24 protein-coding genes and 1 pseudogene are annotated in these 26,354 nt (G+C 71.6%); 6 read left to right on the top strand and 19 right to left on the bottom strand.

The window, feature by feature from the left end; all coding sequences use genetic code 11:
* Positions 1-135: 135 nt before the first annotated feature.
* Both LN037_RS30970 and LN037_RS30965 read right to left on the bottom strand, forming a co-directional pair.
* Entirely contained in the window at positions 136-1,125 is a 990-nt protein-coding gene (locus LN037_RS30970; RefSeq protein WP_230760774.1) for a hemolysin family protein, read from the bottom strand.
* Complete coding sequence (locus tag LN037_RS30965) at positions 1,122-2,516, bottom strand: hemolysin family protein (RefSeq protein WP_230760772.1); 1,395 nt, start codon at positions 2,514-2,516, stop codon at positions 1,122-1,124. The genes LN037_RS30970 and LN037_RS30965 overlap by 4 nt, the downstream gene beginning before the upstream one ends.
* 191 nt (positions 2,517-2,707) lie before the next feature.
* Between LN037_RS30965 and LN037_RS30960 the strand changes: the two genes are divergently transcribed.
* From LN037_RS30960 to LN037_RS33060, 4 genes are all read left to right on the top strand, one after another.
* Positions 2,708-3,751, top strand: coding sequence for a 4-(cytidine 5'-diphospho)-2-C-methyl-D-erythritol kinase (locus LN037_RS30960; RefSeq protein WP_230760770.1), 1,044 nt, complete (start codon positions 2,708-2,710; stop codon positions 3,749-3,751).
* Positions 3,752-3,762: 11 nt separating this feature from the next.
* Positions 3,763-5,574, top strand: coding sequence for an ABC-F family ATP-binding cassette domain-containing protein (locus LN037_RS30955; protein ID WP_230760768.1), 1,812 nt, complete (start codon positions 3,763-3,765; stop codon positions 5,572-5,574).
* Positions 5,575-5,629: 55 nt separating this feature from the next.
* Positions 5,630-6,046 carry an acyl-CoA thioesterase gene (locus LN037_RS30950; RefSeq protein WP_230760766.1) on the top strand — a complete coding sequence of 139 codons (417 nt, stop codon included), beginning with the start codon at positions 5,630-5,632 and terminating at the stop codon, positions 6,044-6,046.
* A gap of 101 nt (positions 6,047-6,147) precedes the next feature.
* Complete coding sequence (locus LN037_RS33060) at positions 6,148-7,245, top strand: tyrosine-type recombinase/integrase (RefSeq protein WP_230760764.1); 1,098 nt, start codon at positions 6,148-6,150, stop codon at positions 7,243-7,245.
* A gap of 30 nt (positions 7,246-7,275) precedes the next feature.
* Here the strand turns inward: LN037_RS33060 and LN037_RS30940 are convergent.
* From LN037_RS30940 to LN037_RS33980, 13 genes and pseudogenes are all read right to left on the bottom strand, one after another.
* Positions 7,276-7,503 (bottom strand): annotated as a pseudogene (locus LN037_RS30940) (transposase); the annotation flags it as partial.
* Positions 7,504-7,584: 81 nt separating this feature from the next.
* Entirely contained in the window at positions 7,585-8,256 is a 672-nt protein-coding gene (locus LN037_RS30935) for a TetR/AcrR family transcriptional regulator (RefSeq protein WP_230760762.1), read from the bottom strand.
* A 19-nt stretch (positions 8,257-8,275) separates the two neighbouring features.
* Positions 8,276-9,397: an acyl-CoA dehydrogenase family protein gene (locus tag LN037_RS30930; protein WP_230760760.1), complete on the bottom strand. Its 1,122-nt coding sequence runs from the start codon at positions 9,395-9,397 to the stop codon at positions 8,276-8,278.
* Between the two features lie 59 nt (positions 9,398-9,456).
* Positions 9,457-10,917, bottom strand: coding sequence for a cytochrome P450 (locus LN037_RS30925; RefSeq protein WP_230760758.1), 1,461 nt, complete (start codon positions 10,915-10,917; stop codon positions 9,457-9,459).
* 434 nt (positions 10,918-11,351) lie between these two features.
* On the bottom strand, positions 11,352-12,443 hold the full coding sequence (locus LN037_RS30920) for a BtrH N-terminal domain-containing protein (protein WP_230760756.1): 1,092 nt from the start codon (positions 12,441-12,443) through the stop codon (positions 11,352-11,354).
* A complete protein-coding gene (locus LN037_RS30915) occupies positions 12,440-13,015 on the bottom strand; it encodes a PaaI family thioesterase (RefSeq protein WP_230760754.1) in 576 nt (191 codons plus the stop codon). The genes LN037_RS30920 and LN037_RS30915 overlap by 4 nt, the downstream gene beginning before the upstream one ends.
* A gap of 41 nt (positions 13,016-13,056) precedes the next feature.
* The gene (locus LN037_RS30910; protein WP_230760752.1) at positions 13,057-13,251 is read right to left on the bottom strand and encodes a ferredoxin; all 195 of its coding nucleotides are present in this window, start codon (positions 13,249-13,251) and stop codon (positions 13,057-13,059) included.
* Between the two features lie 27 nt (positions 13,252-13,278).
* The gene (locus tag LN037_RS30905) at positions 13,279-14,385 is read right to left on the bottom strand and encodes an NDMA-dependent alcohol dehydrogenase (protein WP_230760750.1); all 1,107 of its coding nucleotides are present in this window, start codon (positions 14,383-14,385) and stop codon (positions 13,279-13,281) included.
* 24 nt (positions 14,386-14,409) lie between these two features.
* Positions 14,410-14,820 carry an SCP2 sterol-binding domain-containing protein gene (locus LN037_RS30900; RefSeq protein WP_230760749.1) on the bottom strand — a complete coding sequence of 137 codons (411 nt, stop codon included), beginning with the start codon at positions 14,818-14,820 and terminating at the stop codon, positions 14,410-14,412.
* A gap of 173 nt (positions 14,821-14,993) precedes the next feature.
* On the bottom strand, positions 14,994-16,295 hold the full coding sequence (locus tag LN037_RS30895) for a cytochrome P450 (protein ID WP_230760746.1): 1,302 nt from the start codon (positions 16,293-16,295) through the stop codon (positions 14,994-14,996).
* Between the two features lie 161 nt (positions 16,296-16,456).
* Positions 16,457-17,599 carry an acyl-CoA dehydrogenase family protein gene (locus LN037_RS30890; protein WP_230760744.1) on the bottom strand — a complete coding sequence of 381 codons (1,143 nt, stop codon included), beginning with the start codon at positions 17,597-17,599 and terminating at the stop codon, positions 16,457-16,459.
* Positions 17,599-18,756, bottom strand: a complete 1,158-nt coding sequence (locus tag LN037_RS30885) for an acyl-CoA dehydrogenase family protein (protein ID WP_230760742.1) — start codon at positions 18,754-18,756, stop codon at positions 17,599-17,601. The genes LN037_RS30890 and LN037_RS30885 overlap by 1 nt, the downstream gene beginning before the upstream one ends.
* Positions 18,753-19,799, bottom strand: coding sequence for a cytochrome P450 (locus LN037_RS33980; protein WP_230760740.1), 1,047 nt, complete (start codon positions 19,797-19,799; stop codon positions 18,753-18,755). Before LN037_RS33980 ends, LN037_RS30885 begins: the two co-directional genes overlap by 4 nt.
* A 412-nt stretch (positions 19,800-20,211) precedes the next feature.
* On the opposite strand from LN037_RS33980, the gene LN037_RS30875 reads away from it, so the two are divergent.
* Together LN037_RS30875 and LN037_RS30870 are read left to right on the top strand one after the other, a co-directional pair.
* Positions 20,212-20,802, top strand: a complete 591-nt coding sequence (locus LN037_RS30875; RefSeq protein ID WP_230760738.1) for a TetR/AcrR family transcriptional regulator — start codon at positions 20,212-20,214, stop codon at positions 20,800-20,802.
* A 289-nt stretch (positions 20,803-21,091) separates the two neighbouring features.
* Complete coding sequence (locus LN037_RS30870) at positions 21,092-21,874, top strand: tyrosine-type recombinase/integrase (RefSeq protein ID WP_230760736.1); 783 nt, start codon at positions 21,092-21,094, stop codon at positions 21,872-21,874.
* A gap of 241 nt (positions 21,875-22,115) precedes the next feature.
* Here the strand turns inward: LN037_RS30870 and LN037_RS30865 are convergent, their stop codons facing one another.
* The 4 genes from LN037_RS30865 to LN037_RS30850 form a co-directional block, all read right to left on the bottom strand.
* On the bottom strand, positions 22,116-23,297 hold the full coding sequence (locus LN037_RS30865) for an MFS transporter (protein WP_230760734.1): 1,182 nt from the start codon (positions 23,295-23,297) through the stop codon (positions 22,116-22,118).
* A gap of 152 nt (positions 23,298-23,449) precedes the next feature.
* Entirely contained in the window at positions 23,450-24,481 is a 1,032-nt protein-coding gene (gene sbnA / locus LN037_RS30860; RefSeq protein WP_230760731.1) for a 2,3-diaminopropionate biosynthesis protein SbnA, read from the bottom strand.
* A gap of 215 nt (positions 24,482-24,696) precedes the next feature.
* Entirely contained in the window at positions 24,697-25,263 is a 567-nt protein-coding gene (locus LN037_RS30855) for a hypothetical protein (RefSeq protein WP_230760729.1), read from the bottom strand.
* 163 nt (positions 25,264-25,426) lie between these two features.
* On the bottom strand, positions 25,427-26,107 hold the full coding sequence (locus LN037_RS30850) for a DUF4396 domain-containing protein (RefSeq protein ID WP_230760776.1): 681 nt from the start codon (positions 26,105-26,107) through the stop codon (positions 25,427-25,429).
* Positions 26,108-26,354 lie beyond the last annotated feature (247 nt).

The raw sequence follows: 26,354 nt of genomic DNA, 5'->3' as shown, positions 1-26,354 counted from the left end.
GGTGATCGCTCAGCGACCACATCGCTCCGCGCGGCGAGATCTTGGGTCACGGCAGCACCCAGAGCGCGGGCCACCCCGGTGTCGAACGGCCCTCCCGAGACACGCGAGAGGGCCGTCCGCTCGGCGGAGGCGGTGTCAGGCCGGCGTCGGCAGCAGCCGCTCGACGAGGTCGGAGAGCGTCAGCAGCCCGAGCGAGCGGCCCTCCGACTCCACCAGCGCCAGGTGCGCCCGCTGCTCGCGCATGGTGTTGACCGCGGCGTGCAGCAGGGTGTCCGCGTCGAGACGCAGCACCGGGCGCATGACCTCCCGGGCCGTGGTCGACGCCGGACGGGTCAGCGTGTCCCGCACGTGCACGTAGCCGACGGGACGCCCGCCGTCGGACACCACGAGGCGCAGGTGCCCGCTGTCGCGGGAGAGGGCCTGGACGGCGGTGACGTCGTCGTCGGCCGAGACCCCGACCGGCTCCCGCGCCAGCTCGCGCACCGGCGTGCGCTCGAGTTCGAGCGCGGCGAGCAGCTGGTCGCGCCGTTCCGGGTCGAGGGCGCCGGTCTCCGCGGAGTGGTCGACGAGCTCGCGCAGGTCGTCGGGCCCGCGGCCGCCGGCCATCTCGTCCACCGGCTCCACGCCGAGGGCCTTGAGGCAGCGGTTGGCGGCCCCGTTGAGCACCACGAGCAGCGGCCGGGTGACGACCATGAACGCGCGCATGGGCAGGGCGAGCAGCATCGCCGAGCGCTCCGGGTGGGCGATGGCCCACGACTTGGGGGCCATCTCGCCGACCACCAGGTGCAGGAAGGTCACGACGACGAGCGAGATCACGAATGACGCCACGCCCGCCACGGCCGCCGGGACGCCCCAGCCGGTGAGCAGCGGGTTCAGTGCCTCGTCGACCGCGGGCTTCGTCACGGCGCCGAGGCCGAGCACACAGAGCGTGATGCCGAGCTGCGACCCGGCGAGCAGCAGCGAGAGGTCGCGGGCGCTGCGCAGGGCCGCCCGGGCGGACGCGCTGCGCGCCGCCTCCTCCTCGAGCCGGTAGGTCCGCGCCGCGACGAGGGCGAACTCGACGGCGACGAAGAACGCCGACGCGACGATCAGCAGGACCGACACGACGATCGCCGTGACGCTCATCGGGAGACCTCCTGGTCGGCCGGGACGGGGACCGGGAGCCACTGCAGGTGGACCTCGGAGGGGACGCGTCGGTCGACGGCCCGCACGGTGGCGCGCAGGGTCCGGTCGGGTTCGTCGGGGTCGTCGTCGGCGATCGTGACCTCGACGGTGTCCCCGGGCTCGGGCAGGCGTGCGAGCTCGGCGACGACGAGGCCCGCGACGGTCTGGTACTCGCCGGTGGGCAGCTCGGCGTCGATGAGGCGGGACACCTCGTCGACGTGCCGGTCGCCCGGCACCACCCAGCCGTCGCCGGCGGGGAGGGCGCGGTCGGCGTCCGCGGGGTCGTGCTCGTCGGTGATCTCGCCGACGAGCTCCTCCGCGACGTCCTCGACGGTGATGACGCCGGCGAGGTCGCCGTACTCGTCGAGGACGCAGGCGAGCTCCTCGCCCTCGGCGCGCAACTGCTCGAGGACCTGCGGCAGCGGCAGCGTCGAGGGGACCAGGACCGGGGCGCGCATGAGCTCGGAGACCGGCGCGTCGGTGGAGCCGGTCCAGGCGAGCACGTCGCGCAGGCAGACGACGCCGACGAGGTCCGGTGCCGTGCCGGCGGCGTCGCCGTCGACGTCCGGCGGCGTGCCGAGGACCGGGTAGCGGGAGTGCCCGCCGACCATGACGCGCGTCAGCTCGGAGACGGTGTCGTCGGCGCGGACCCAGGAGACCCGCGGCCGCGGGATCATCGCGGCGCGCGCGGTGCGCTCGGAGAAGTCGACCGAGCGGTCCAGCAGCGCCGCGAGGTCGGGGCGCAGGTCCCCGGAGTCGCGCGAGTCGTCGATGATCGCCTCGAGGTCGCGCGGCGTGGCGGAGTGCTCGACGTCGTGCACCGGCTCGATCCGCAACGCCTTGAGCAGCGCGTTCGAGGCGGCGTCGAAGAGCCGGATGAGCCAGCCGAACAGGCCGAGGTAGATCTTCGTGGAGAGGGCGAGCGCGCGGGCGACCGGCTCGGGCCGGGCGATCGCGAGGTTCTTCGGGAACAGCTCGCCGAACACCATCTGCACCACGGTGGAGAGCAGCAGGGCGAACACGGTGCCGATCGCGACGCCGACGGCGGTCGGGACGCCGGCGACGCCGAGCAGCTGCCCCACGCCGTCACCGATGAGCGGCTCGGCCACGTACCCGACGAGGAGGCCGGTGACGGTGATGCCGAGCTGGGCGCCGGAGAGCATGAACGAGGTGCGGCGCGTGATGTCCAGCGCCCGCACGGCGCCGGCGTCGCCGTCGGCGGCGCGGGCCCGCAGCCGGGCGCGGTCGACGGCCATGTAGCCGAACTCCTGCGCCACGAAGTACCCGGTCGCGGCGGTGATGAGGACGACCACCACCACGCCGAGGAGGATGCCGAGGATCGTGCCGATCATCGGTGGGCCACCACCTGGTCAGGACGACGACAGGTGGTGTCGGGACTGTGACTGGGGTCCATGGCTCCTCGTGTCGGGGCGGCCCGGGGGATCCCGGGGTCTCGAACCCACCAACGTGTGTCCGTTCCGGGAGGTTCCCGGCCGGGACCGGTCGTAGGCAACCGGCCGCGGGCCTTCCGTACCCTGGTCGGGTGCTCTCCGCCGTCGGGCCCCCGGTGACCGTCCGCGTCCCGGCCAAGATCAACCTCCACCTCGCGGTGGGCGACTCGCGCGCCGACGGCTACCACGACCTCGTCACCGTGTTCCAGGCGTTGAACCTCGTCGACGAGGTGTCGGTGGTGTCGACCCACGCGGGGCGGGCGGTCGACCGCATCGGCGCCGGTGCGCCCGGCGTCGAGCTGCTCGGCGACGTGTCCGAGGCCGACCGCGCGGCGATCCCCGTCGACGGCTCGAACCTGGCCTGGAAGGCGGCCGAGGCCCTGGCCGAGGTCGCGGGACGGGAGCCCGACGTCCGGATCGGGATCCGCAAGGCGATCCCGGTCGCGGGCGGGATGGCCGGGGGCAGCGCCGACGCCGCGGGCACCCTGCTCGCGCTGTCGACGCTGTGGCGGCTCGAGCTGGGCCGGGAGGCGCTGATGGAGGTCGCCGCCCGGGTCGGCAGCGACGTCGCCTTCGCGCTGCACGGCGGCACGGCCCTCGGCACCGGTCGGGGCGAGAACCTCGTGCCGGTCCTCTCGCGGCACACCTTCCACTGGGTGGTCGCGCTCTCCGACCACGGGCTGTCGACCCCGACCGTCTTCGGCGAGCTGGACCGGCTGCGGGCGGCGGCCACGCCCGAGAGCCCGGTCAAGCGGGTCGGCAGCGTCGAGCCGGTGCTCGAGGCAGTCGCGTCCGGCGAGGCCCGGTCGCTCGCGCTGCTGCTCGGCAACGACCTGCAGGCCGCGGCGGTCAGCCTGGACCCGGGGCTGCGGCGCACGCTGCGGGCCGGCGTGTCGGCCGGTGCCCTGGCCGGGGTCGTCTCCGGCTCCGGCCCGACGTGCGTGTTCCTGTGCGCCGACGGCCCCTCCGCGGTGCGGGTGGCCGCCGAGCTGTCCGGCGCCGGGGTGTGTCGCACGGTCCGCGTCGCCCACGGTCCGGTGCCCGGCGCGCGGGTGGTCGACGGCGACCCGGCCCGCCCGCCCCGCGGCCCCGGCGGCCCGCCCGCGCCGGATCCCGGCCCCAACATGTACGCCTGAAAGGCGCCTCCGTGCCCAACCTGGTCAACCTCGAGAACGTCGCCATCTCCTTCGGCGGCCCGAAGCCCGTGCTCGACGGCGTGTCCCTCGGCGTCGAGACCGGCGACCGGATCGGCGTCGTCGGGCGCAACGGCGGGGGCAAGTCGACGCTGATCTCGATCCTCGCGGGGCGTCTCCTTCCCGACGACGGGCGGGTCAGCCCGGTGCGCGGGTTGCGGATGGCGTCGGTGACCCAGCAGTCGCAGCCGACCGGCGCCACCGTGCGGGCCTCGGTGCTCGGCGGCGAGGTGCCCGATCACGAGTGGGCCGCGGACGCCCGCTCCCGCACCGTCATCGAGGGCCTGAGGCCGGGCGGCGGCCGGGGGCTCGACGCCTCCGTCGAGGGCCTGTCCGGCGGCGAGCGGCAGCGGATCGCGCTCGCCGCGGCGCTCGTGCAGGACCTCGACCTGCTGGTGCTCGACGAGCCGACCAACCACCTCGACGTCGAGGGCGTGCGCTGGCTCGCCGCGCACCTGCTGGCCCGGCGCACCGCGCTCGTCGTCGTGACGCACGACCGCTGGTTCCTGGACACCGTCGCCTCCCGCACCTGGGAGGTCGTCGACGGCCGCGTCGAGCAGTTCGAGGGCGGCTACAACGACTGGATCTACGCCCGCGCCGAGCGGACCCGGCTGGCCGACGCGGCCGAGCAGCGCCGCCGCAACCTCGCGCGCAAGGAACTGGCCTGGCTGCGGCGCGGCCCGCCCGCGCGGACGTCCAAGCCGAGGTACCGCATCGAGGCCGCCGAGGCGCTGATCGCCGACGTCCCCGAGCCGCGCAACCAGGTCGAGCTGGTGACGATGGCCCGCCACCGGCTCGGGCGCACGGTGATCGAGCTCGAGGACGCCTCGTTGACGGTGCCCAGCGAGCCGCCGCGCACGATCGTCGACCGGCAGACCTGGCGGATCGGCCCGGGCGACCGGGTCGGCATCGTCGGGATCAACGGCTCGGGCAAGACGACGCTGCTCCGCGCGCTCGCGGGCGAGCGTGCCCTCGACGGCGGGGACCGGGTCCAAGGCACCACCGTGCGCCTGGCGCACCTCTCGCAGGACCTCTCCGACCTGCCGTTGCACCGACGGGTGCTGCAGGCGGTGGAGGACGTCGCGGAGCGGGTGTTCGTCGGGGGACGGGAGCACACCGCGTCGGCGCTGGCCGAGCGGTTCGGGTTCACGGCCGCGCAGCAGTGGACGCCGGTCTCCGACCTCTCCGGCGGCGAGCGCCGGCGCCTGCAGCTGGTGCGCCTGCTGATGACCGAGCCGAACGTCCTCATGCTCGACGAGCCCACGAACGACCTCGACGTGGACACCCTCCAGCAGCTCGAGGACATCCTCGACGGCTGGGCGGGCACGCTCGTCGTCGTCAGCCACGACCGTTACCTGACCGAGCGGGTGTGTGACCGCGTGGTGGCGCTCTTCGGCGACGGCCGGATCACCGACCTGCCCGGCGGGATCGAGGAGTACCTGCGCCGGCGGGACCAGCAGCTGGAGACGGCGGGCGCGGCCCCCCGGCGTGAGGGGAACCCTCAGGCCACGAGAACGCTCGGATCCTCCCCTCACGGCGGAGCGGGCGGCTCGTCGGAGGCGGACAGGCGTGCGGCCCGCAAGGAGATCCAGCGCATCGAGCGGCGGATCGAGAAGCTGGACACGCGCGAGAAGCAGCTGCACACGCTGCTCGCCGACGCGGCCAACGACCCGACCCGCCTGCTCGACCTCGACGCCGAGCTCCGGGCGCTGATCGCCGAGCGCGAGCAGCTCGAGGAGCAGTGGCTGGAGGCGTCGGTCGAATGACGTCCCGCGCGGGAGGTGGTTTGCGGACGATGGCCGAACGCCGAACATCGGCCGCGTGAGCGACGACGACTACGTCCACTGGCAGGACGTCACCACCCGGTGGAACGACGACGACGCCTACGGGCACCTCAACAACGTGGTGCACCACGACATCATGGACAGCGTCGTGAATCGCTGGATGATCGAGCACGGCTGCCTCGATCCCCACCACGGCGACACCGTCGGGCTGGTCAAGCAGGTGCACTGCGAGTACCGGGCGCAGGCCGGATTTCCCGACGTCGTCTCGGTCGGGCTCCGCGTCGGTGAGCTCGGGACCTCGAGCGTGCGGTTCGAGGTCGGGATGCGCCGCGCCGACGGGGAGCTGTTCTTCGAGGGCACCTTCACGCAGGTGTTCATCGACCGTACGAGCGAGAAGACCGTGCCCATCGAGGGCGACCGCCGGAGCGCACTGGAGTCGCTGCTGCTGGGGTGACGGCCGCGTGCGGGAGCCAACCGTGCACAACCGCCGTATCTGCCCGGTTGGCGCGGCGCGCCTTCCTGACGGAGGCTTTCCGGGGCTGAGACGCTGGTCCGGTGACCGCCGCAGAGCTCTCTCAGGACGATTCCGGGGAGCTCGTCGAGCATCGCGACGAGCTCACCGCCCGCGCCGAGTCCTACGCCCGCGGTGCCCGGGCGGCGAACACCTGGTCGGCCTACGAGCGGCAGTGGCGCCGGTTCGAGTCGTGGTGTCAGGCGGCGGGGGAGCGGGCGCTGCCGGCAGACCCGCTCACCGTCGCCCGGTTCCTGGCCGACCTCGCCCCGATCTGGCGACCGGCCACCCCGGCCGATCCGTCGAGCTCGGTGGTGGCCGGGCAGGTGTGTGAGCGGGAGGGCCTGCGACCAGGGACGTTGTCCGGGTATCTGGCGGCGATCTCGGTGGTGCACCAGACCGCCCAGGTTGACAACCCCGTCCAGGCCGAAGCCGTGCGCCGCACCATCACCGGGATCCGGCGCCACCCCGGCGTCGCCCCGACCCGTCGTCGCGCCGCCGCCCGCCGGGAGCCGCTGGTCGAGGTGCTGCGCCTGCTGAAGCCGGAGGAGGTGCTCGCGGACGCCCGCGACCACGCCCTGTTGCTGGTCGGGTGGAAGGCGGCGCTGCGCACCGACGACCTCGCCCGCCTGCAGATGGCCGACCTGCACCCCTCCGAGCAGGGCCTCTCGGTCCACCTGGCCCGCTCCAAGACCGACCAGCACGGCGCCGGCACCACGCTCGGCATCGCCGCCCCGTCACCCGAGGCGACGGTAGGGGAGGGGAGCGACGAGTCGACGCTGCTCGACGCCGGTGCCGCCTGGACCCGCTGGCGGGACCTCCTCGGCTCCCACGGCATCCTCGAAGGCCCCGCCTGGCGCGGGATCGACCGCTACGGCCGCCGCCCCCGCGCCGGCGGGCTGCACCGCAACTCGATCGCCGAGATCATCAAACGCCGCGCCAACGCCGCCGGCCTCGACGACGCGCAGCTGTGGGGCGGACACAGCCTGCGCCGCGGGTTCGCCACCGAAGCCATCGCCGCCGGCGTCCCCGAACGCGACGTCCAACGCCACGGCCGCTGGCGCTCCCGCGCCTCCATGGACTCCTACATCGACGCCGCCCGCACCTTCGACCCCACCAACCCCACCCACTGGCTGACATAGCGATTGGCTGCATCCAGCGGCCGGTTCTCCCCACTCGGCGAGGTCTTCGAGGACCTTGTCGGTGATCCTGGAGATGGTGTCCTTGGAGACCTTGGCCCCGTAGACCTCCTCGAAGTGGGCGCTGACTCCGCCGGTGGTCAGGCCCCGAGCGGTCAGCGACAGGACGATCTCGTCGATGCCGTCCAGGCGCCGCTGACGCTTGCCGACGATGACCGGGTCGAAGCTCGAGTCGCGGTCGCGAGGGACCTCGATCCCAACCGTAGCTTCGTAGAGCGACAACCCGCGTCTCTACGTAGGGCTCCGGGCTCGGAACTTCCGACATTGGGCAGGCGCGGCGGCCTACCCTCGTGGTTGGTGGCCCTCGACGAGCAGCGCGGCGACCATCGTGGCGTGTTCTGTGATGTCCGAGGCGTCGACGTCGAGTTCGCCGGCGTTCCAGGCCGCGACGATCTCAGCGAACCCTCCGACGCCCAGCAAGGTACTCATGCGGAGCCGGGCCGGGTCGGTCGTGGGCGGCAGATGTGGGCCAGCGGTGTCGACCAAGAGGTCTGCGACGGTGCGCAGCATCTTCCGGCGCCGAGGCTCGAGCACCGCGCTACCGGCGTGGTCGCCGAGCACGATGCGCGCGCACACCGGGTCGCTGCGCAGGTGCTCGACCACGGCGCCGATGACGGTGCGGAGCGCACCGACGAGATCGCGGCCGGCGTTGACGACGAACGCCGCGCGGACTTGGGAGATCAGTGCGTCCCGCTCCTGGTCCCACACTGTGCCCAGGAGAGCGTCACGATCGGAGAAGTTCTCGTAGAAGTACCGGTCGACGAGTCCGGCGCGTCCGCACACGCCGCGCATCGTGACCGCGGCCCAGCCGTCCGTGCCCCAGACCTCACGAGCGGCGGCCAGCAGGCGCAGTCGGCGTTCGATCCGGCGCGCCTCGGCGCTGCGCCCTCCGTAGGTCCCCGCCGTTCCCTGGGCATGCACTCGCCCATCCTGACGCAGCCCGTGCTGGGTCACGACCGCGGGCCGTACCTGTTCAGAGGGTGCGCGAGATGATCTCCTTCATGATCTCGTTGGTGCCGCCGTAGATTCGCTGCACCCGCTGGTCCGTCCACAGGCGGGCGATGGGGTACTCGGCCATGTACCCGTAGCCTCCGAACAACTGGACGCACTGGTCGACGACGTGCATGGCCCGGTCGCTGGTCCACCACTTGAGCATCGCCACTGTCGGGATGTCGAGTTGTCCGTCGAGGTGCTTGAGGATGCAGTCGTCGAGGAAGACTCGGCAGATGCGGGCCTCGGTCGCGGCCTCGGCGAGGGTGAATCGGGTGTTCTGGAAGTTGAACACCGCCCGTCCGAACGCGGTCCGCTCCTTGGTGTAGGCGAGAGTCTCCGCGAGAGCCCTCTCCATGACCGCCACCGAGGTGATGCCGATGAGGAGACGTTCTTGGGGCAGCTGCTGCATGAGCTGGACGAAGCCTTGGCCTTCTGCTTCGCCGAGGAGGTTCCCTGCGGGCACAAGGACGTCGGCGAAGTTCAGCTCGGCGGTGTCCTGGCCCTTCATTCCGACCTTCTCGAGGACCCGGCCCCGGCTGAATCCGGTTCGCGCGGTCTCCACTGCGACCAGGGAGACGCCTTGGGCGCCGGCGTCAGGGTCGGTCTTCGCTGCGACGAGCACGAAGTCGGCCTGAGCTCCGTTGGTGATGAAGGTCTTGGAGCCGGAGACGACGTAGTCCTCGCCGTCGCGGCGCGCCCGGGTGGTGATGTTCTGCAGGTCGGATCCCGTGCCGGGTTCGGTCATGGCGATCGCGCCGACCCATTCGCCGGTGGCGAGCTTCGGCAACCAGGAGCGTTTCTGGCTCTCGGTGCCGTAGGCGAGCACGTAGTGCGCGACGATCGCGTTGTGCAGGGCGACTCCCCAGCAGCTGTCGCCGGCGGCGGTCTGCTCCTCGAGAAGGACCGCCTCGTGGGCGAAGGTTCCGCCTCCGCCGCCGTACTCCTCTGGAATCGAGAGGCAGAGCAGGCCGACTTCGCCGGCGCGGGTCCACAGGTCGCGGTCGACCTGTTTCTGGGCGGCCCAGCGCTCCTGGTGAGGGGCCAGTTCCTTCTCGCAGAACGTCCGCGCCATGGCGCGGAAGTCGTCCAGGTCGGTGTCCATCCACGGTGAGCGGGTCACGTAGCTGCTCCAGGGGTCGTTGCCGGCGGCGATTGGGGTGATCAGTGCAGTGGGCGCAGGCGCAGGGGCAGCCCGTCGGCGGGGACCGGGAGGGAGGTGTTGTCCCAGCGTGGGCGGTATGTGGGGTCGACGCTCCACCGGTGGGCGCGCAGCATCTCGTGCATGATCGCGGTCACCTCGAGGCTCCCGAAGATCATGCCGATGCACTTGTGCACGCCGCCGCCGAAGGGCAGCCACGCGTCGCGGTGGGTCTTGTCCTCGCGTCGGGGCTCCGCGAAGCGGTCGGGGTCGAACGTGTCGGGTTCGCTCCAGCACGACGTATCGAAGTGGTTGACCGCTCCGGCCACCATGATGAGTTGCCCGGCCGGTATGTAGCGTCCGCAGACGGCGGTGTCGGCCACGGTGCGGCGCATCACCACCGGCACCGGCGCGACCAGTCGCAGGGATTCCTTGATCACGCGATTGAGCGTGTCCAGTGATTCCAGGGCTGCGCGGTCGGGCGGGGTGTCTCCGAGGGCGAGTGACTCGGCGCGCGCCCGTTCCTGCCACTGCGGGTTCGCGCCGAGCAGATAGGCGACGGCGGAGCTCGTGATGGTGGACGTGTCGTGGGCTGCCATCATGAGGAAGATCATGTGGTTGACGACGTCGTCGTCGGAGAACGTCTCACCGTCCGGTGTCCGGGCCTGGCACAGCGCCGAGAACAGGTCCGCCCCGCCGCTGGCTCGTTTGGCGGCGACGTTCGCCCGGAAATACTGTTCGAGGACGCGGCGACCGCGCAGGCCCGCGTGCCACCGCGTGCCCGGGACATCCCATTTCACGATGCTGCTCGCAGCTCGAACGCAGTCCACGAAGGCCTTGTTGACTTCCTCGGCCTCGTGCCCGGGACGCTCGTTCATGAATACCCGGGTGGCGACGTCGAGCGTGAGGCTCTTGAGTGCAGGGTAGAGCCGAATGGGCGCGTCCTGCCGCCACGTCGGCACCGTCTCTCGCACGCAGGCGACGGTCTCGTCGGTGTAGCCCCTCAGGCGTTCAGCGGTGAACGCTTCCTGCATCACCCGGCGGTGGAAGCGGTGCTCGTCGAAGTCCAGGAGCATCAGTCCGCGGTGGAAGAAGTTGTCGATCAGGAAACGCCAGCCCTCCTGCGAGAAGGCCTTGTCGGCGTTGGTAAGCACGGTGTGCGTCGCCTCCGGTCCGGCGACCTGGACGACCTGCTCCCCCAGGAAACCCGACCAGGAGACCGGGCCGTACCGCTCGAATCGCGCGCGGGTGAACGCGGAGCCGAAGCGGATGTACTCCAGCGTGCGGCCGAGCCCCGGGAGGCCCTGATCGCCGGGAACGGGTGACAGGCCCGAATCTGGCGGCGGCGCGGCGAGGGGCGTGCCCGGTGCCTGACGCACCCGGTCGAGCAGGCGGCGATCGATCGCGGACGGTAGCGGCGCGAGCAGCGCCGAGGACATCCGTTCGCGAACGGCGCGCCGTGCATGCTGGGTGAGCGTGGTCATGTGGGCTCCTGCTGCGGTGTCTCGTGCGACGAATTTGAGGGGGGTCGAACGGGGGCGCGGCTGCACGCGACGTGCCCCGGGGCCATCTGCAGGCGGCTGCCATCAGAATGCTTCGCGGCCAGGCTGCCGTCAAGACTGGACATGCAGAAGAACCGTGTCCATGGAAGTAGATCGGGCCGCGCGACTCCTCCGGACTCGAGCCGCACGACGAGCCAACCGTGCGCGGGATCGGTCGGGGGCCAGCTGGTGGCCGCCCGATCGACGTCGGTGTCCTCGTCGGCCTGTCCGTGCCTGGTCCGCCACAGGGCTCGGGCCGCCGAGAGGGGGCGATTCCTGGCTTGCGGGCGGGTGAACGGTGGCCGGCCGACGTGGTCGGTGACCTCGGCTCTGCGGTGGCTGGTCGGTTCCCCGGCCCCGCGTGGGTCGGCGAGTGCTCAGGCGGTGAGGGCCCGTGCGAGGTCGCGGAGGTGATGTGCGCCGTCGGTCTCGAGTTCTGGCAGGCGGCGGGCGCGGTCTCGGACGTCGCGCCAGCGGGTGGTCGCGGACGCGGTCTTGTCGCCGGCGCGGGCGGCGAGCGCTGACCAGGTACCGGCGAGCTCGTCGTAGATCGTGGCGGCGGGGCGGGCGCGCTCGTCGAGGTCGGTGAGTTCGGCGAGGAACTGTGCTTGGAGGCGGCGGAACAGGCCGCCGCCGGTTCCGGCTTTCTCGATGAACACGGCGAGGGTGATCAGGGCGGTGTGCAGGTCCTGCTCGGATGTCTCCGCGGTGCGGGCGAGGACGTCGGGCCAGGCCTCGAGGTCGGCGAGGAAGGTGGCGACGCCGTCGAGTCCGTGGCCGGCGGCGTGCGCGCCGGGGGTCGTGACGGTGTCGTCGTCGGCGGGGGTGGTCATGGACTGTGCGGCGTGCGCGCAGGCGCTCGCGGCCGCGACGCGCTGGTCGGGCAGGGAGTCGGGGAAGCGCATCGGGTAGCAGGTGTGTCGGGTCGGGGTGGGGAAGCCGGTGGAGCTGCGGGCGGCAGCCAGGGCCGCGGCGGGGATGATCTGCGGTTCGGCGCGGTCGTTGTCGATCACGCGGACCTGGTGGCCGTCGGGTTCGTAGCCGGTGACGACGATGTCGTGGCGGCTCATCTGCATGCGGACCCGCAGGTAGGGCAGCTCGCTCATGTCCGCCCAGCACAGCAGGGGTCGGCCGGCGTCGAGTTCGCGATGCAGCCAGGCGCGGCCCTCGTCGGGGTCGTCGGTGTCCTGGGCGGCCCCGGCGATGCCCAGGCGCGCAGTCAGGGACTCGGTGAGCCCGCTGCCGCGGCCGACGAGGTAGAACGGGGAGCCGAGTCCTGGTCCCCGCAGGTAGCTGAAGCTCAGGGAGCCGCCGAGCCCGAAGACGGTGCCTTCGCTGAGTGGTTCGCCGCTCCAGGAAAGACCGGCCCACTCGAGCAGGTCGCGCAGCGCCCCGGAGCCGCAGTGCCCGGCCATGCGGTGCGGGTAGCCCTCGACCCCGATCCAGCTGTGCGCGTCCGTCGTCGTCATGGAGGGGGCTGACCTTTCACGGGGTCGGGTTCGTTGCTGTCCGCAGCCGGTGCGGGCGAGGCGTTGGCGAAGACGTGGGTGATCGACTCGGGGGAGCCGTAGCGCTGGAAGTGGGCGAGCGGGACGACGATGAACACGGCGCGGGCCTCGAAGCAGAGCCGGTCGCTGGGGTCGGTGCCGGTGGCGTGCATGTGCAGGCGTCGGCCGTCGCGGCGCTCGAGTCGGGCCCGGATGCGGTAGGTGGTGCCGAGGACGGCGGGGGAGTGGTAGTCGACCTGCAGGGAGCCGGTGACGGCCGGCTCGCCGACCACGTAGAGCAGGAACCCGAACAGGTCGTCGCAGGCGGTCGCGACCGCCCCGCCGTGCGCGAGCCCGGGTGCGCCGACGTGCCGGTCGGCGAAGGCGACGTCGCAGTAGACGGCGTCGTCCTCACGGAAGACGCGCATGGCGATCCCGGCCGGGTTGCCGGGGCCGCAGCCCAGGCATTGGTCGCTGTGCGGGGTCAACTCCCGGGCCCCCGCCGCCGGCGGCGATCCGTGGTCGGGATCGGTCTCGGTCGCTGAGCGCGCCATGCCCGGCCTCCGTCGAGGTGTGCTCGTGGTTCGCGGTTCGGTCATCCCAGCAGAGTCAGCGCGGCGGTGGGACACACCGCCGCGGCCGACTTGATCTGCTCGCGGTGCTCCTCGCCGGGGTGGTCGGTCTGGACGTGCACCACGCCGTCGCTGCCGACTTCGAAGACGTCCTCGGCCTCCAGCTCGCAGAGTCCGTGCCCGGTGCAGCGGTTGTAGTCGACCCGAACTTCGAGCATCGTGTCCTTCTCTCGCCGGTTCCTGGCTTAGTACCGGATGAGGCCGCGGATGTTTCGGCCTTCTCGCATGTCCTCGTAGCCCTGATTGATGTCTTCGAGGGTGTATTCCTGGGTGATGAGTTCGTCGAGTTTGAGCAGGCCGGTGTTGTAGAGCTCCAGCAGTCGCGGGACGTCGTGCTGGGCGTTGGACGACCCGTAGAGGGCGCCGCGGATTTGCTTCTCGTAGAGGGTCAGCTCGAGCAGGGACCCGGTCATGGTCTCCTCCTCCGGGTGGCCGATGGCGGTGACGACGACCCGCCCGCCCTTCCCGACCAGCGCCAGGGCCGGCGCGATGTAGGAGCCTTCGGCGACGTCGGTGGCGATGATGCAGGCCTCGGCGAGCTGCCCCCGGGTCAGTCTGCTGACGACCTCCCAGGCGGCGTCGGCCGACTCGGCGACGTGGGTGGCGCCGAACTCCATGGCGCGGTCCCGCTTGTAGGGCACCGGGTCGACCGCGACGACGTAGCGGGCCCCGGCGATGCGGGCGCCCTGGACGGCGTTCATGCCGATCCCGCCGGCGCCCAGCACCACCACGGTGTCTCCGGCCCGAACCTCCGCGGTGCGCACGGCGCTGCCGTAGCCGGTGGGGATACCGCATCCGACGAGGGCGGCTTTGTCCAGGGCGGTGCCCTGGTCGACCTTCACCACCGACGCGGTGGGGACCACGGTGTACTCGGAGAACGTCCCGAGCAGGCACATCTGGCCCAGGTCCTCACCGCGGGCGTGGAATCGGTGGGTCCCGTCGAGTTGGGGTCCCATCATCAGCGCGGCCCCGAGGTCGCAGAGGTTGGTCTTGCCTCGCACGCAGTAGGAGCACCGTCCGCACGAGGGCAGGAAGGTGAGGACGACCGAGTCGCCGGGCTCGATGTCGAGGACCCCGCTGCCGACCTCGACGACCGTGCCCGCACCCTCGTGGCCGCCGACGACCGGCAGCGGGAACGGCAGGTCGCCGGTGACGAGGTGCTCATCGGAGTGGCACAAGCCGCTGGCGGCGAGTTTCACCAGCACCTCCCCGGCGCCGGGAGGGTCGAGATCGACCTCTTCGACCTCCCACTTGCCTCCGAGCTCCCAGAGCACTGCGGCCTTGGTCTTCACGGGTTCCCCTCTGCGTCTTGGGTGTCAGGCTTCGAGAAGGTCGTGGCGGCCGCGTTCGGCGACCATCGCGCGATACTCGGGAAACAGCTCCTTGGCGGTCGGGATGAGCTTGAGCAGCTTCGGGACCGGTCCCTTGGCCCGCACGGTGCCCTTCGCCATCGCCATCGCCAGGTTGACCTTGCCCAGCCAGAAGCGGTTGCCGGTGTCCGCGGTCATGTGCAGCTCCACCGTCGGGGTCGCCGTGGACGCGGACCCGGTCTCCACCGACCGCGACTCCATGTCCACGGTCACCACGGCCTCCGGATCGGTGTAATACACCCGCAGCACGACACCGGACGCGGCCAGCTTGTCGGCCAACCCGTCCTTCTTCGTCGCGACCTCGAAGATGCCGCCCAGGTACTCGTAGACCTCGGCTTCGTCAGCGAAAACACCCATAACGACAGAACCCCTCGGTCGAACCGTCGGAACTCGGAAAGCATGGTGGGAAGAGCGGTCCCATCGCCCGAACGGGAGAGGGGCACGGGACCGCCTCCTCCCCTCTCCCCCTCGAGACATCCCCTCCCTCCAGGGAGGTGGCCCTCTCTCGAAAAGGGGGGATCGGGAGACGATCAGCCCTGGCGCCAGCAGGGCAGGCGCTTGACGACGTTGAAGAAGTTGCCCGGGGTCAGTTCGGGCTCCCCGACGACGAGGTCGGGCACGCGGGTGAGCAGCTCGGTGAACAGCGCCTTGAGCTGGAACCGCGCGAGCTGGTTGCCCAGGCAGTGGTGGATGCCGCCGCCGCCGAAGCTGATGTGCGGGTTCGGGTGGCGGGAGAGATCGAACTCGTGGGGGCGCTCGATCCGGGTCTCGTCCCGGTTGGCCGAGCTGTAGAACATGACCACCTTGTCGCCCGCGGTGATCTGCTGGCCGGCCAGCTCGCAGTCGCGGGCCGCAGTGCGCCGGAAGGTCATGATCGGCGTCGCCCAGCGCACCATCTCCTCGACCGCGTCGGGCATCCGCCCCTCGAGGTCGGCCAACAACCACGAACGCTGCTCGGGGAACTCGGTCAGCCCGAGCAACCCGTGGCTGGTCGATTGCCGAGTGGTGTCGTTGCCGGCGATGGTGAGCAGCACGAAGAACGCGCCGATCTCGTGGTCGGTGAGCTGCTCCCCGTCGATCTCGGCCTGCGCGAGGGCTGTGATCAGGTCCTCGGTGGGGTGTTCCCGCCGCTGGCCGGTCAGCTCCGCGGCCAGGGTGTGCATGTAGGCCATCGCCTGGAACAGCGCGGTGAAGACCTCTTCGCGGGTCTCGCCGACGAGCTCGGGGTCGTTCCAGCTGGTCCCGACCTTCATGTGGTGGGCGGCTTCCTGCCGCTGCCCGTCGGGCACACCCATGATGTCGTTGATGTTGTGCATCGGCAGGAGCTCGGCGCACTCGGCGACGAAATCGGTCCGGCCGCCGTCGCGCTCCAACGCCTCGATCAGGTTGTCGACGACCTTCACCGCATTGGCCTGGATGCGGTCGTTGATCCGGCGCATCTGCTTGGGAGTGAAGGCGGCCGCCACCAGGCGACGCAGCTTGGTGTGCCGGGGCGGGTCCATCCCGATGATCGACTGGCCGGCTTCGACGAACTCGGCCGGCAGGTTCTCCATGAGAATGCCCGGCCCGGACAGGAAGTCCTGGTGCCGCTTGGTCACCTCCACGAGATCGTCGTAGCGGGTGACTGCCCAGAACCCGAAGTCCTGCTCGTCCTCGAGCAGCTGCTCCTGGAACGGCGGGTGCCAGGTGACCGTGCCCCGCTCGCGCAGCAGCGCGAACGTCTTCTCCCGCACGTCGGCCGAGGTCGACCAAAACGCTCGGGAGGAGATGTCCACGTCGTCGTAGGCACGGTCGGGATTGCCGCTGGCTGAGCGGGTGACGTGTTCGGTCATCGCTGACTCCCTCGTCGCGCGAACCTCGGTCGAGAGTACGACTGTCGAACAAGAATACTGGACGTGAACGGGGTCAACGTCAAGACGCAGATGCTAGGCGTGTCCATTTCTGCTTGCGCGAGTCTGGCTCGGGTGCGAGGCCGGGCAGCCCCGTGAGCGCCCTACATCCCGTGCATCGTGGCGATGACGCGCAGCATCACCTCGTCGGCGCCGCCGCCGATGGAGGTGATCCGCATGTCACGGAGGAAGCGGGCGGTCCACGTCTCCTCCATGTAGCCGATCCCGCCGTGGTACTGCAGGCAGGTGCGCGCGACGTCCTCGCAGAGCCGCCCGATCGCGAGCTTGGCGATCGTCGCGAACCGGGAGGTGTCCTCGCCCCGCTCGTAGGCCTCGGCGCAGGCGTAGTTGTAGTGCCGGCACAGGTCGACGCGCGCGTAGAGCTCGGCGAGCTGGTAGGCGAGGTACTGGTTGTCCATCAGTGTGCCGCCGAAGGCGCGGCGCTGCTTCAGGTAGTCGCGCGTGCGGTCCAGGGCGCGCTCGCACGCCCCGACCCGTCCGTAGCAGGCGACCATCCGCTCGTTCTGGAACTGGGCCATCTGCTGCTGGAAGCCGCGACCGATCGTGCCGATCGTGTTCGCCACCGGCACCCGCACGCCGTCGAAGGCGAGCTCGGCGGTGTCCGAGCAGCGGTTGCCGAGCTTGTCGAGCTTCCGCGAGACCCGCAGGCCCGGCGTGTCGGTCGGCACCACGATCTGGCTCATCCCGCGCGCCCCGCCCTCGTCGGAGGTGCGGGCGAGCAGGCACAGCCAGTCGGCCTGGACGCCGTTGGTGATGTAGAGCTTGGCGCCGTCGATGACCCAGTCGTCCCCGTCGCGGGTGGCGCGGGTGCGCAGGCCGGCGACGTCGGACCCGGCGTCGGGCTCGGTCACCGCGATCGCCGCGACCATCTCGCCGCGGATCGCCGGCGCGAGGTAGCGCGCCTTGAGGTCCTCGGAGCCGAAGCGGTGCAGCGACGGCGTCGCCATGTCGGTCTGCACCGCGATCGCCATGCCGACCCCGGCCGCGTCGCAGCGCCCGATCTCCTCGGCGAGGACCACCGCGAACCGGTGGTCGGCGCCCTGGCCGCCGTAGGCCTCGTCGTACTCGAGGCCCAGCCAGCCGAGCGCGCCGAGCTTGCCGAACAGCTCGTGGGTGGGCATTCGGCCGTCGCGTTCCCAGGCGTCGACGTACGGGTCGATCTCCCGTTCGACGAACGCCCGGACGGACTTCCGGAACGCGGTGTGCTCCTCGGTGAAGGTGACCATCAGCCGTCCAGCCCCAGTCGCGACGCGATGACCTCGTCCATGATCTCGTTCGTCCCGCCGCCGATGCCCAGGATGCGGGCGTCGCGGTAGTGCCGCTCGACCTCGACCCCGTGCAGGTAGCCCGCACCGCCGTGGAGCTGGACGGCCTGGTCGACCACCCAGTCGCACGCCTCGACGGCCTGGTTCTTGGCCATCGCGAGCTCGGTGACGACGTCGTCGCCGGCCTCCCAGCGCAGGAACACGTCACGCACGTAGACCCGGGCGACCGTCGCCCGGCGCGCCATCTGAGCGATCCGGTGCCGGACGACCTGCCGCGTCGCCAGCGGCGCCCCGAACGTCTCGCGCTGCCGCGCCCAGGCGATCGTCAGGTCGACGCAGCGCTGGGCGGTGGCGGCCGCCTGGACCGCGAGCGAGAGCCGCTCGGACCCGAACCGCTCCATGATCTGGCGGAAGCCGCTGCCCTCCGCCCCGACGAGGTTCGACGCCGGGACCCGGACCTCGTCGAGCGAGATCGTGGCGGTGTCGGAGCAGTGCCAGCCCATCTTGCGCAGCGCGGTGCGGTGCACGCCGGGGCGGGCGGTCTCGATGACCAGCAGCGAGATCCCGCGATGGCCGGGGCCGCCGGTGCGCACCGCCGTCGTCACGAAGTCCGCGCGGGTACCGGAGGTGATGAAGGTCTTCGCTCCGGTCACCACGTAGTCGTCGCCGTCGCGCACGGCGCGGGTGGTGACGGCGGCGACGTCCGAACCGGTGCCCGGCTCGGTGATGCCGAGCGAGCCGATGAGCTCGCCGCGCAGGGTCGGGCGCACGAAGCGGTCGACCAGCTCCGGCGAGCCGTGCAGCGCGATGTGCGGTGCGGCGATGCCGTGGGTGAACAGGCCCGCGACCACCCCGCTCGACCCGCCCGCGAGGATCAGCTCCTCGGTGGCGATCGCCGAGTCGAGGTGCCCGCCCTCCCCGCCTGCGCCCTCCGGGAAGCCGAGCGCCAGCAGGCCCAGCTCCCCGGCCCGCCGGTGCAGCTCCCGCGGCATCGCGCCGGCGTCCTCCCACTCCGGCAGCGACGGGACGATCTCCCGCTCGGTGAAGCGGCGGACCAGGGCCCGCAGCTCGCGGCGTTCCTCGGTGTCCCACACGGAGTGGGTGAGCGTCGCGGTCACCGCGCCACCGCCGCCGCGGGCGAGTCAAGCGATCCGCGGCCGGGATCTTCGCGTCCTGGGCGCAGCGGAAGCTGGTCGAGTCCACGGAAGGACAGGGCGCGTCGCCATCGCGGCGGCCCTGCGGGAGTCAGGTGGGGGAAGCGGGACAGGAGCCGGGGGAACAACTCGGCGGCTTCCAGCCGGGCCAATGAGGCGCCCAGGCAGAAATGGAGGCCGCCCCCGAACGAGAGCGGTGGGGCCTCCCGCCGGCCCACGTCCAGCTCGGACGGTCGAGTGAAGACCGCAGGGTCATGATTGGCGGCGCCGAGCAGGAGCAGCACCACCTGCCCGGCGGGGATGTCCAGATCGCCGATACGGGTGTCGGCGAGAGCGGTGCGACCGTCGGTCTGCACCGGGGCGTCGAATCGCAGCAGCTCATCGACCGCGGTCGCGACCAGACCGGGGTCTCCGGCGAGGCGGTGACGTTGCTCGGGTGCCGCGAGCAGCGCGGCCAAGCCGTTGCCCACCAGGTTGGTGGTCGTCTCGAAACCGGCGGCGAAGAGCAGGATCGCCGTACCGACCATCTCGTCGTCGTCGAGGCGGTCGTCGCCGTGAGCGGTCGCGAGCCGGCTGAGCAGGTCGTCATCCGGGCGTCGTCGTTTCACCTCGAGCAGGTCGGCGAAGTAGGCCGCCAGCTCGTCCTCGGCCTCGGCGGCCTCGCGGACGGCATCGACGTCGGCGCTGGGCTCCAGCGGTGCCACCAGAGCGCGCACCCGCGGTGCGGTCGCCACCAGGTCCGATCCCGGCACGCCCAGCAGATCGCCGATCACGCCCACCGGCAGCGGCAACGCGAGGTCGGCGACCGCATCGACCTCGTCGCGACCCGCCCAGCCGTCGAGCAGCTCGTCGATGCGCGCGACGACCGACGGGCGGAGCTCCTCGACGTGGCGGGGGGTGAATACCTGCGCCACGAGGCGGCGCAGACGTCCGTGATCGGGGGGATTGCGGAACAGCATGGTGCGCCGGAAGCGCCGCAGCGCCCGGCGCTGCAGCTGCTCGGGCACGGCCGCGAGGGCGAAGCCCAGCGACTCGTCGGCCTTGCCCAGCGCACGATCCCGCAACGCCGCCGCGCAGTCCTCGTAACCGGAGAGGACGACCAGCCCGGACCCGGTCCGCAACCGCGGCGCCCGCTCCCGCAGCCACCGATACGCCTCGTAGGGCCCGGCCGCACCGTGATCGCTGAGGAGGACCTCGAGCAACCCCTGCTCCAACGCGGCGTCGGCTTCTCGGGCTGCCCCAGCGGCCGAGCTCACCGGGCGACCCAACTCTCGGCGGTGCGGTAGCCAGGGACCTGAACTCGGACGGCCCACCAGTGGACATCAGCCATAAGCGCACCATGGGCGCAGCGCCGCCACGTGTCAAGACGCACAGTCGCCTCGTGTCCAGTTCTGGACGAGATCAGTAGACTCCACAGATGTGAGGGCTCCGGACGACAGCGGACGACGACAGACCATCGAGGCCGCCTTGTCCGCTGCCGCCGAGGAAGTGGCCGCCCACGGGTGGGACGGCCTCCAGATGCAGACCGTCGCCGCTCGCGTCGGCGTCAGCCGCCAGACCCTCTACAACGCGTTCACCAACAAGCACGGACTCGCCCAGGCCCTCGTCCTACGACTCACCGAACAGTTCCTCGCCGGTGTCGAGGACGCCCTCACCCAAGCCGACGACGTCATCGGGCAATGGCGCGCGGCCGTGCTCTACACCCTCGAAACAGCCGCAGCCGACCCACTGCTCAAGGCCGTCCTCACCGCCGAAGGCCGCGACGAACTGCTACCCCTGCTCACCAGCGACGCCGGCCCGGTCATCAACGCCGCCCGCCAACGACTCGCCGGAGCAATCCTGACCGCGCGCCCCGACGTCGACCCGGACACCGCCCGCCACGCGGCCGAGACGGCCACACGACTGGCCATCAGCCACATCGTCCTCCCGCTCCACCCCAACGACGAGGTCGCCACACTCATCGCGACCATCGTCGACCGCTTCATCGGATCGCCAACAACGCTCGAGTAGGCAGATGAAGTATCGAACCGCAAATATCCAGAGGCTGCGTGCGTGGCGAGTCCAGAAGCGGCCGCAAGAAGGCTTGAGCAGCTCATGGCCCCCGCGAACACCGCGATTCTGAGGGCGACTCCGAGGACAGGACGGTCCTCCTCTATCACCGCCCGGAGCCGCCAGGACACCGGGCAGTGCACCTGACTCCGCGAATTAGTGCAGTCGTCTTCAGCAAGTGACAGCCGACCCATCGAGCTCGGTGGTGGCCGGGCAGGTGTGCGAACGGGAAGGTCTGCGACCAGGCACGTTGTCCGGCTACCTGGCCGCGATCTCGGTGGTTCACCAGACCGCGCAGCTCGACAACCCCGTCCAGGCCGAAGCGGTGCGGCGAACGATCACCGGCATCCGCCGCCACCCCGGCGTCGCCCCCACCCGCCGCCGCGCCGCCGCCCGGCGAGAACCGCTCGTCGAGGTCCTGCGGCTGCTGAGGCCCGAGGAGGTGCTGGCCGACGCCCGCGACCATGCCCTGCTGCTGATCGGGTGGAAGGCCGCCCTTCGAACTGACGACCTCGCCCGGCTGCAGATGACCGACCTGCATCCCTCCGAGCAGGGCCTCTCCGTGCACCTGGCCCGCTCCAAGACCGACCAGCACGGCACCGGTGTCACGATCGGCATCGCCGCACCGTCCCCTGAGGCCTCCGTGGGGGAGGGCAGTGGTGAATCGACGCTGCTCGACGCCGGTGCCGCCTGGATCCGCTGGCGGGACCTGCTCGGCTCCCACGGCATCCTCGAGGGCCCCGCCTGGCGCGGCATCGACCGCTACGGCCGCCGGCCCCGCGCCGGCGGACTGCACCGCAACAGCGTCGCCGAGATCGTCAAACGCCGCGCTACCGCGGCCGGGCTCGAGGACGCCGAGCTGTGGGGCGGGCACAGCCTGCGCCGCGGGTTCGCCACCGAGGCCATCGCCGCGGGCGTCCCGGAGCGCGACGTCCAACGCCACGGCCGCTGGCGCTCCCGCGCCTCCATGGACCCCTACATCGACGCCGCCCGCACCTTCGACCCCACCAACCCCACCCACTGGCTGGTGTGACGGCGCGCCGATCGACCATCCGCTGACGCGCTGTCAGGCGCTGCGCCGGAGCGACCAGTCCCCAGAGCTCCCGATCGCGCCAGTGAGCGCGGTCGCCGAGCTCACTCGCCTCGTCCAGTCACGACGCCGAGCTGGCGATGTCGGAGATGATGTCGTCCTCCTCGGGCAGACATGCCGTTTCCTGCGTTGCCTCGGCGTCTGTACCTGAGGGGTACAGAACACGGAAGACTCGAAAGCGCGATCAGAGAGACGTTGCCGGCCGTGTGCGGGCTACGCGTGCCGCGAGCAGCGCGCCCACGGCGCCGACGAGGCCCAGCGCAACGATGGCGGCCGAGGGAGGCGTGAGCGCGAGCGCGGGTCCGGCCAGCAGCGGTCCCAAGGACTGGCCGAGGAGCAGGAAGCTGTTCGCGGTCCCCACCATGGCGCTGCGCCGGGCCTCGTGCGCGTGGTGCCCGACGTGCAGGAACAGCGATTGTGCGATCGCGGCGAAACAGACTCCGAGCAGGAGACGTGGCCCCACCAACAACCATGCCTCGGTGATCACCGCCTGGCAGGCGATGGCGATCGCGCATCCGGTCGCGGCCAGAGCAAAGGTCGCCATCGGCCGGTCGAGCCGGTCGTTGCGTCGGCCCCACCAGGTCGAGGCGGCGAGGCTGGCACCCCACATCGTCGCGTGCAGAGCTCCGACCCACTCGCCCGCGCGTGCGGGCTCGAGCTCCTGAATTCGTGCCGCGAACACGGGGATCAACCCGTAGATCGCGAAGTAGGCGCACGCCGCTGCGCCGGCGACGGCTGCGGATGACGGCAGCGACCGCCACCGGACTCTTGATGCGCGGGCCTGCCCCCGGTGCGAGTCCGCAGGCGTCGGTTGATCTTCCTGTGGCGTGGGCTCACGTAGCCCGACTGCGCATCCGGCGGCCGCGACGGCCGCGCATCCGGCGACCACGAGCATGAACTGCGGAAGAGCGGAGCTGCCGACTAGGGCGCCGCCGACCAAGGGCCCGAGTAGGGAGCCCGTCGCCGTCGCGCTGAAGGACTTTCCGAGCGCCTCGCCCCGACCCTTGCGGGGGCCCACGGCTCCGACGAACGCTGCGGCGGCTTCGACGACGCCACCAAGCGTGCCCTGAAGCAGGCGTCCGACGACGAGGAGGAGGGGACTCGACGCAAACGCCATCACCACCATTGCGAGGGCCAGGCCCAGGAGCGCGCGCACCACCATCCACTTGCGGCCGATGCGGTCGCCCACCCTGCCCCACAGCGGGGTGACCGCCGTCAGGGCCAACGCCGGCGCTGCGATGGCGACCCCGGCCCACGTCGAGGCGGCCGCAGTTCCCTGAACGCCGAGTTGCTCGACGTAGAACGGCATGACCGGGACGAGCATCATCAACCCGGTCGTGTTGACCGCCTGCCCGACCCACAGCAACGGCCCGTTGTGACGGGTCGGTTCGGGTGCTCGACGATGCCTCCCGGTGGACGTTCCGTCTCCGCCGGGCGGTGGCGCCAAGCGGGTGGAGGCGCTCCGCTCGGGGGGACGGCGTATCGGTCGGGTCGGCAGGTACTCGAGGAGCGGCATGTTCATCGCCGGCCCGCCGCGACCGGCCCTTCCGGCTCGACCTCTTCGGAGAAGGACGGCAGATCCTCGGCCCACCAGGGGCTCGGGTTGCTGCGGTCGATGAGCGGTCCGTAGATCTGGTCGAGGTAGCGTTCGCCGCGGTCGGGGAGCACGGTGACGACCCGGAGCGGCCGGCCGGCCGGCCGGTCCCGTTCCCGGGAGAGCCGTTGGATCGCGGCGATGACAGCGCCGCTGGAGCCGCCCGCGAGGATCGACTCGGTGTCGACGAGGCGGCGGCACCCAGCCTTCGTCGCGTCCTCGTCGATCGGCACGACCTGGTCGATCTCGTCGCGGGAGAGCAGCTCCGGGACGCGGCTGGCGCCGAAGCCCGGGATGCTCCGGGGGCCGGGGCGTCCGCCGAAGATGACCGAGCCCACGGCGTCGACCGCGACGATCCGGATGCCCGGGTGGCGGGTGCGCAGGCGGCGCGCGATGCCCTGCAGCGAGCCGGTGGTCGAGACTGCGGCGACGAGGACGTCGATAGGTCCCTCGACCGCGTCGAGGATCTCGACGGCCAGGGTGTCGCGGTAGGCGGCCGGGTTGTGGGTGTTGGCGTACTGGTTGACCCAGACAGTGCCGGGGGAAGCAGCGAGTTCGCGGGCGCGGCCGATTCGGGTGTGGAGGTAGCCGCCAGAAGAGTCGAGCTCGGTGACCATGTCGACCTCGGCGCCGTGGACGGCGAGGAGATCGAGATTCGCGGTGGTCGTGTTCGGGTCGACGACGGCGGTGAACTTCAACCCGTGGACGCGGGCGACAGCGGCCAGGGCGACACCGAGATTGCCCGAGGTGCTCTCGACCAGACGCATGCCGGGAACGAGGTCGCCGGTGGCCAGGCCGTGCTCGACGATCCGCCGGGCGGGACGGTCCTTCATCGAGCCGCACGGGTTGAGCATCTCGAGCTTCGCGAGAACCTCGAGGTCGGCTTGGGGGAAGCAGCGGGACAGCTTGACCAGCGGCGTGTGGCCGATGGCGTCGACGACTGACTCGTGGATCACGGGGAGCCTTCCAAGACAGCCGCACCGCACGAAACGCTCCGGTCGACGGACAGAGCCGGAGGGACGAGAGCGCGCGGGGAAGGGTGCGCGAGGCACCCCGCGGGGTCACCGCGCGTGCGTAGCGGCAAGGGCGAGACATGGGCGACGGCGGCGGGGGAGCAGCCGCGTGGCATCCGCCGGGGTCGCCTGTGGGCGCCTGCCGCAGCGGCGCCTCGTCAGTCCCCGGCGATCGCCACGCGGGGCGGCCCTCGGCGGACCGCGTAATCAACCCAGTCGCTGAGCTCACCGACCGGGCCCAGGGTGACCACACAGGCTCGAGGTGCGCGGTGGCGGACCGGGAGGGGGAGGAGCGAGGCCAGCACGCGCACGGTCGCCGTCAGCGTCTCGGCGAGCGCCAGAAGCAGGATGTCCGAGACCGACACCCCGGCCGCGACGAGGCCGGCGATCCCGAGATGGATCACGAGAAGGACGACGTGGGTGGCTTGGTGCTGGCCCTCGCCCAGCGCGACGACCTGCTGGTGCCACGCCTCGTCGGCCAGGTGCACGGCCGGCTGGCCGACCACCAGCGCGCTCAGGGCCGCGACCAGGACGCGGTGTTGCTGTCCCCAGCGCAGCAGGCGGGCCGAGGCGACAGCGAGCGCGGCAAGCCCGACCCACAGCGTGTGCACGGCCTCGGCCTCGCCGAGGACGTCGAAGGTGACCGCCGTGGCGAGCGTCAGCGCGGCAGCGATAACGGCGGGCCAGCGCGGGGCGACTCGGGAGTTCGCCAACGCAGCCTCCACCGGGGGCCTCCTCGCACTGATCGGTCCCTGCTCACGCATGATCACGTCGGGATGTCACCGACGGTACCGGGAGCGTCGCTCCCGGTGCGCACACCCCTGCAGCAAGCTGACAGTGCTTGGCTGTTCGCCCGCGCCGGGCACGGGGCGAGACCGAGGAACGGAGTCAGTGGGCGGCTGTCGCGTTCACGCGACGCGCGAGGGCGCTGATCAGAGGGAAGGCGGTGGCCAGCCCGATCACGACGCCGATCTGCATGAGGAAGACGAAGCTGACGTCGTCCGCCGGCGGCATGAGCGCGCCGAGGTGGAGCACGACCATCCACCCGACCATCCCGAGGTCGAACGCGACGATGGTGGCGAGGGCGACGGCGCCCGCGCGGAGCAGGGTGTTCCGGCCGCGGCCGAGTGCACCCACGGCCGCCCGGGAGGTGTACTCGAACAGGAACAGCAGCCCCAGGGCGAGGACGGCGATCACCGCGATCATCGCCCACATGTCGAGCCCGGCGATGGTCCATCCGGTCACCAGGACGAGCGGCACGCCGATCAGGTGCGCGACCACGGAGGCCGCACCGCCGGGCAGGCCGAGGTGCAGGGTCGCCGTGCCGTCCCGCCCTGTGGTCGCGCTCGCCGTCGCCCGCCCGTACCGGACGTAGGCCGGCAGCGCGAAGGGCCCCAGGTAGAGCGCGGTGATCGGCCACACGACGGCCATGGCCCTCGAGGTCCGTCCACGTCCCCGGACGACGATGTCGACGGTGATGATCACAGCCGAGACGATCGACAGGACGACGTAGGTCCAGGCCAGCGGTCCGACCCACGCGGGCAGGTTGGCGCCCATGGTCATGGTCATGCCGTCCACGTCAGTGCTCCTTCTCGAGAGTGGGGGAGTCGTACTGCAATCCGGATCGTGCCTTCTGGTGCGCGTTCGTCCGGCCTGTGCACATTCGCGGCCGGACCGGCGCTGGATCGCCCTAGTAAGTGCCGGTAGCGGTTGATCCGGGCTCGGTCATCGGGGTGCTCCTGGTGTTGGTTCGGGTTCGGGTCGGGCCATCACTACCGGGAGGCAGCGGATGTCGAAGGGCGGGAAGCTCACGCGG

The sequence above is a fragment of the Actinomycetospora soli genome (genome assembly GCF_021026295.1).
Lineage (GTDB): Bacteria > Actinomycetota > Actinomycetes > Mycobacteriales > Pseudonocardiaceae > Actinomycetospora > Actinomycetospora soli.
The sequence above is the reverse complement of the archived record's forward strand: the minus strand, read 5'-3'. Positions and strand labels throughout refer to the sequence as shown.

Bases quoted from the DNA above. Each gene is read 5' to 3' on its own strand.
- LN037_RS30970 (WP_230760774.1), bottom strand. From the start codon at position 1,125: ATGAGCGTCACGGCGATCGTCGTGTCGGTCCTGCTGATCGTCGCGTCG.
- LN037_RS30965 (WP_230760772.1), bottom strand. From the start codon at position 2,516: ATGATCGGCACGATCCTCGGCATCCTCCTCGGCGTGGTGGTGGTCGTC.
- LN037_RS30930 (WP_230760760.1), bottom strand. From the start codon at position 9,397: ATGGACACCGACCTGGACGACTTCCGCGCCATGGCGCGGACGTTCTGC.
- LN037_RS30925 (WP_230760758.1), bottom strand. From the start codon at position 10,917: ATGACCACGCTCACCCAGCATGCACGGCGCGCCGTTCGCGAACGGATG.
- LN037_RS30920 (WP_230760756.1), bottom strand. From the start codon at position 12,443: ATGACGACGACGGACGCGCACAGCTGGATCGGGGTCGAGGGCTACCCG.
- LN037_RS30915 (WP_230760754.1), bottom strand. From the start codon at position 13,015: ATGGCGCGCTCAGCGACCGAGACCGATCCCGACCACGGATCGCCGCCG.
- LN037_RS30910 (WP_230760752.1), bottom strand. From the start codon at position 13,251: ATGCTCGAAGTTCGGGTCGACTACAACCGCTGCACCGGGCACGGACTC.
- LN037_RS30900 (WP_230760749.1), bottom strand. From the start codon at position 14,820: ATGGGTGTTTTCGCTGACGAAGCCGAGGTCTACGAGTACCTGGGCGGC.
- LN037_RS30895 (WP_230760746.1), bottom strand. From the start codon at position 16,295: ATGACCGAACACGTCACCCGCTCAGCCAGCGGCAATCCCGACCGTGCC.
- LN037_RS30890 (WP_230760744.1), bottom strand. From the start codon at position 17,599: ATGGTCACCTTCACCGAGGAGCACACCGCGTTCCGGAAGTCCGTCCGG.
- LN037_RS30850 (WP_230760776.1), bottom strand. From the start codon at position 26,107: ATGACCATGACCATGGGCGCCAACCTGCCCGCGTGGGTCGGACCGCTG.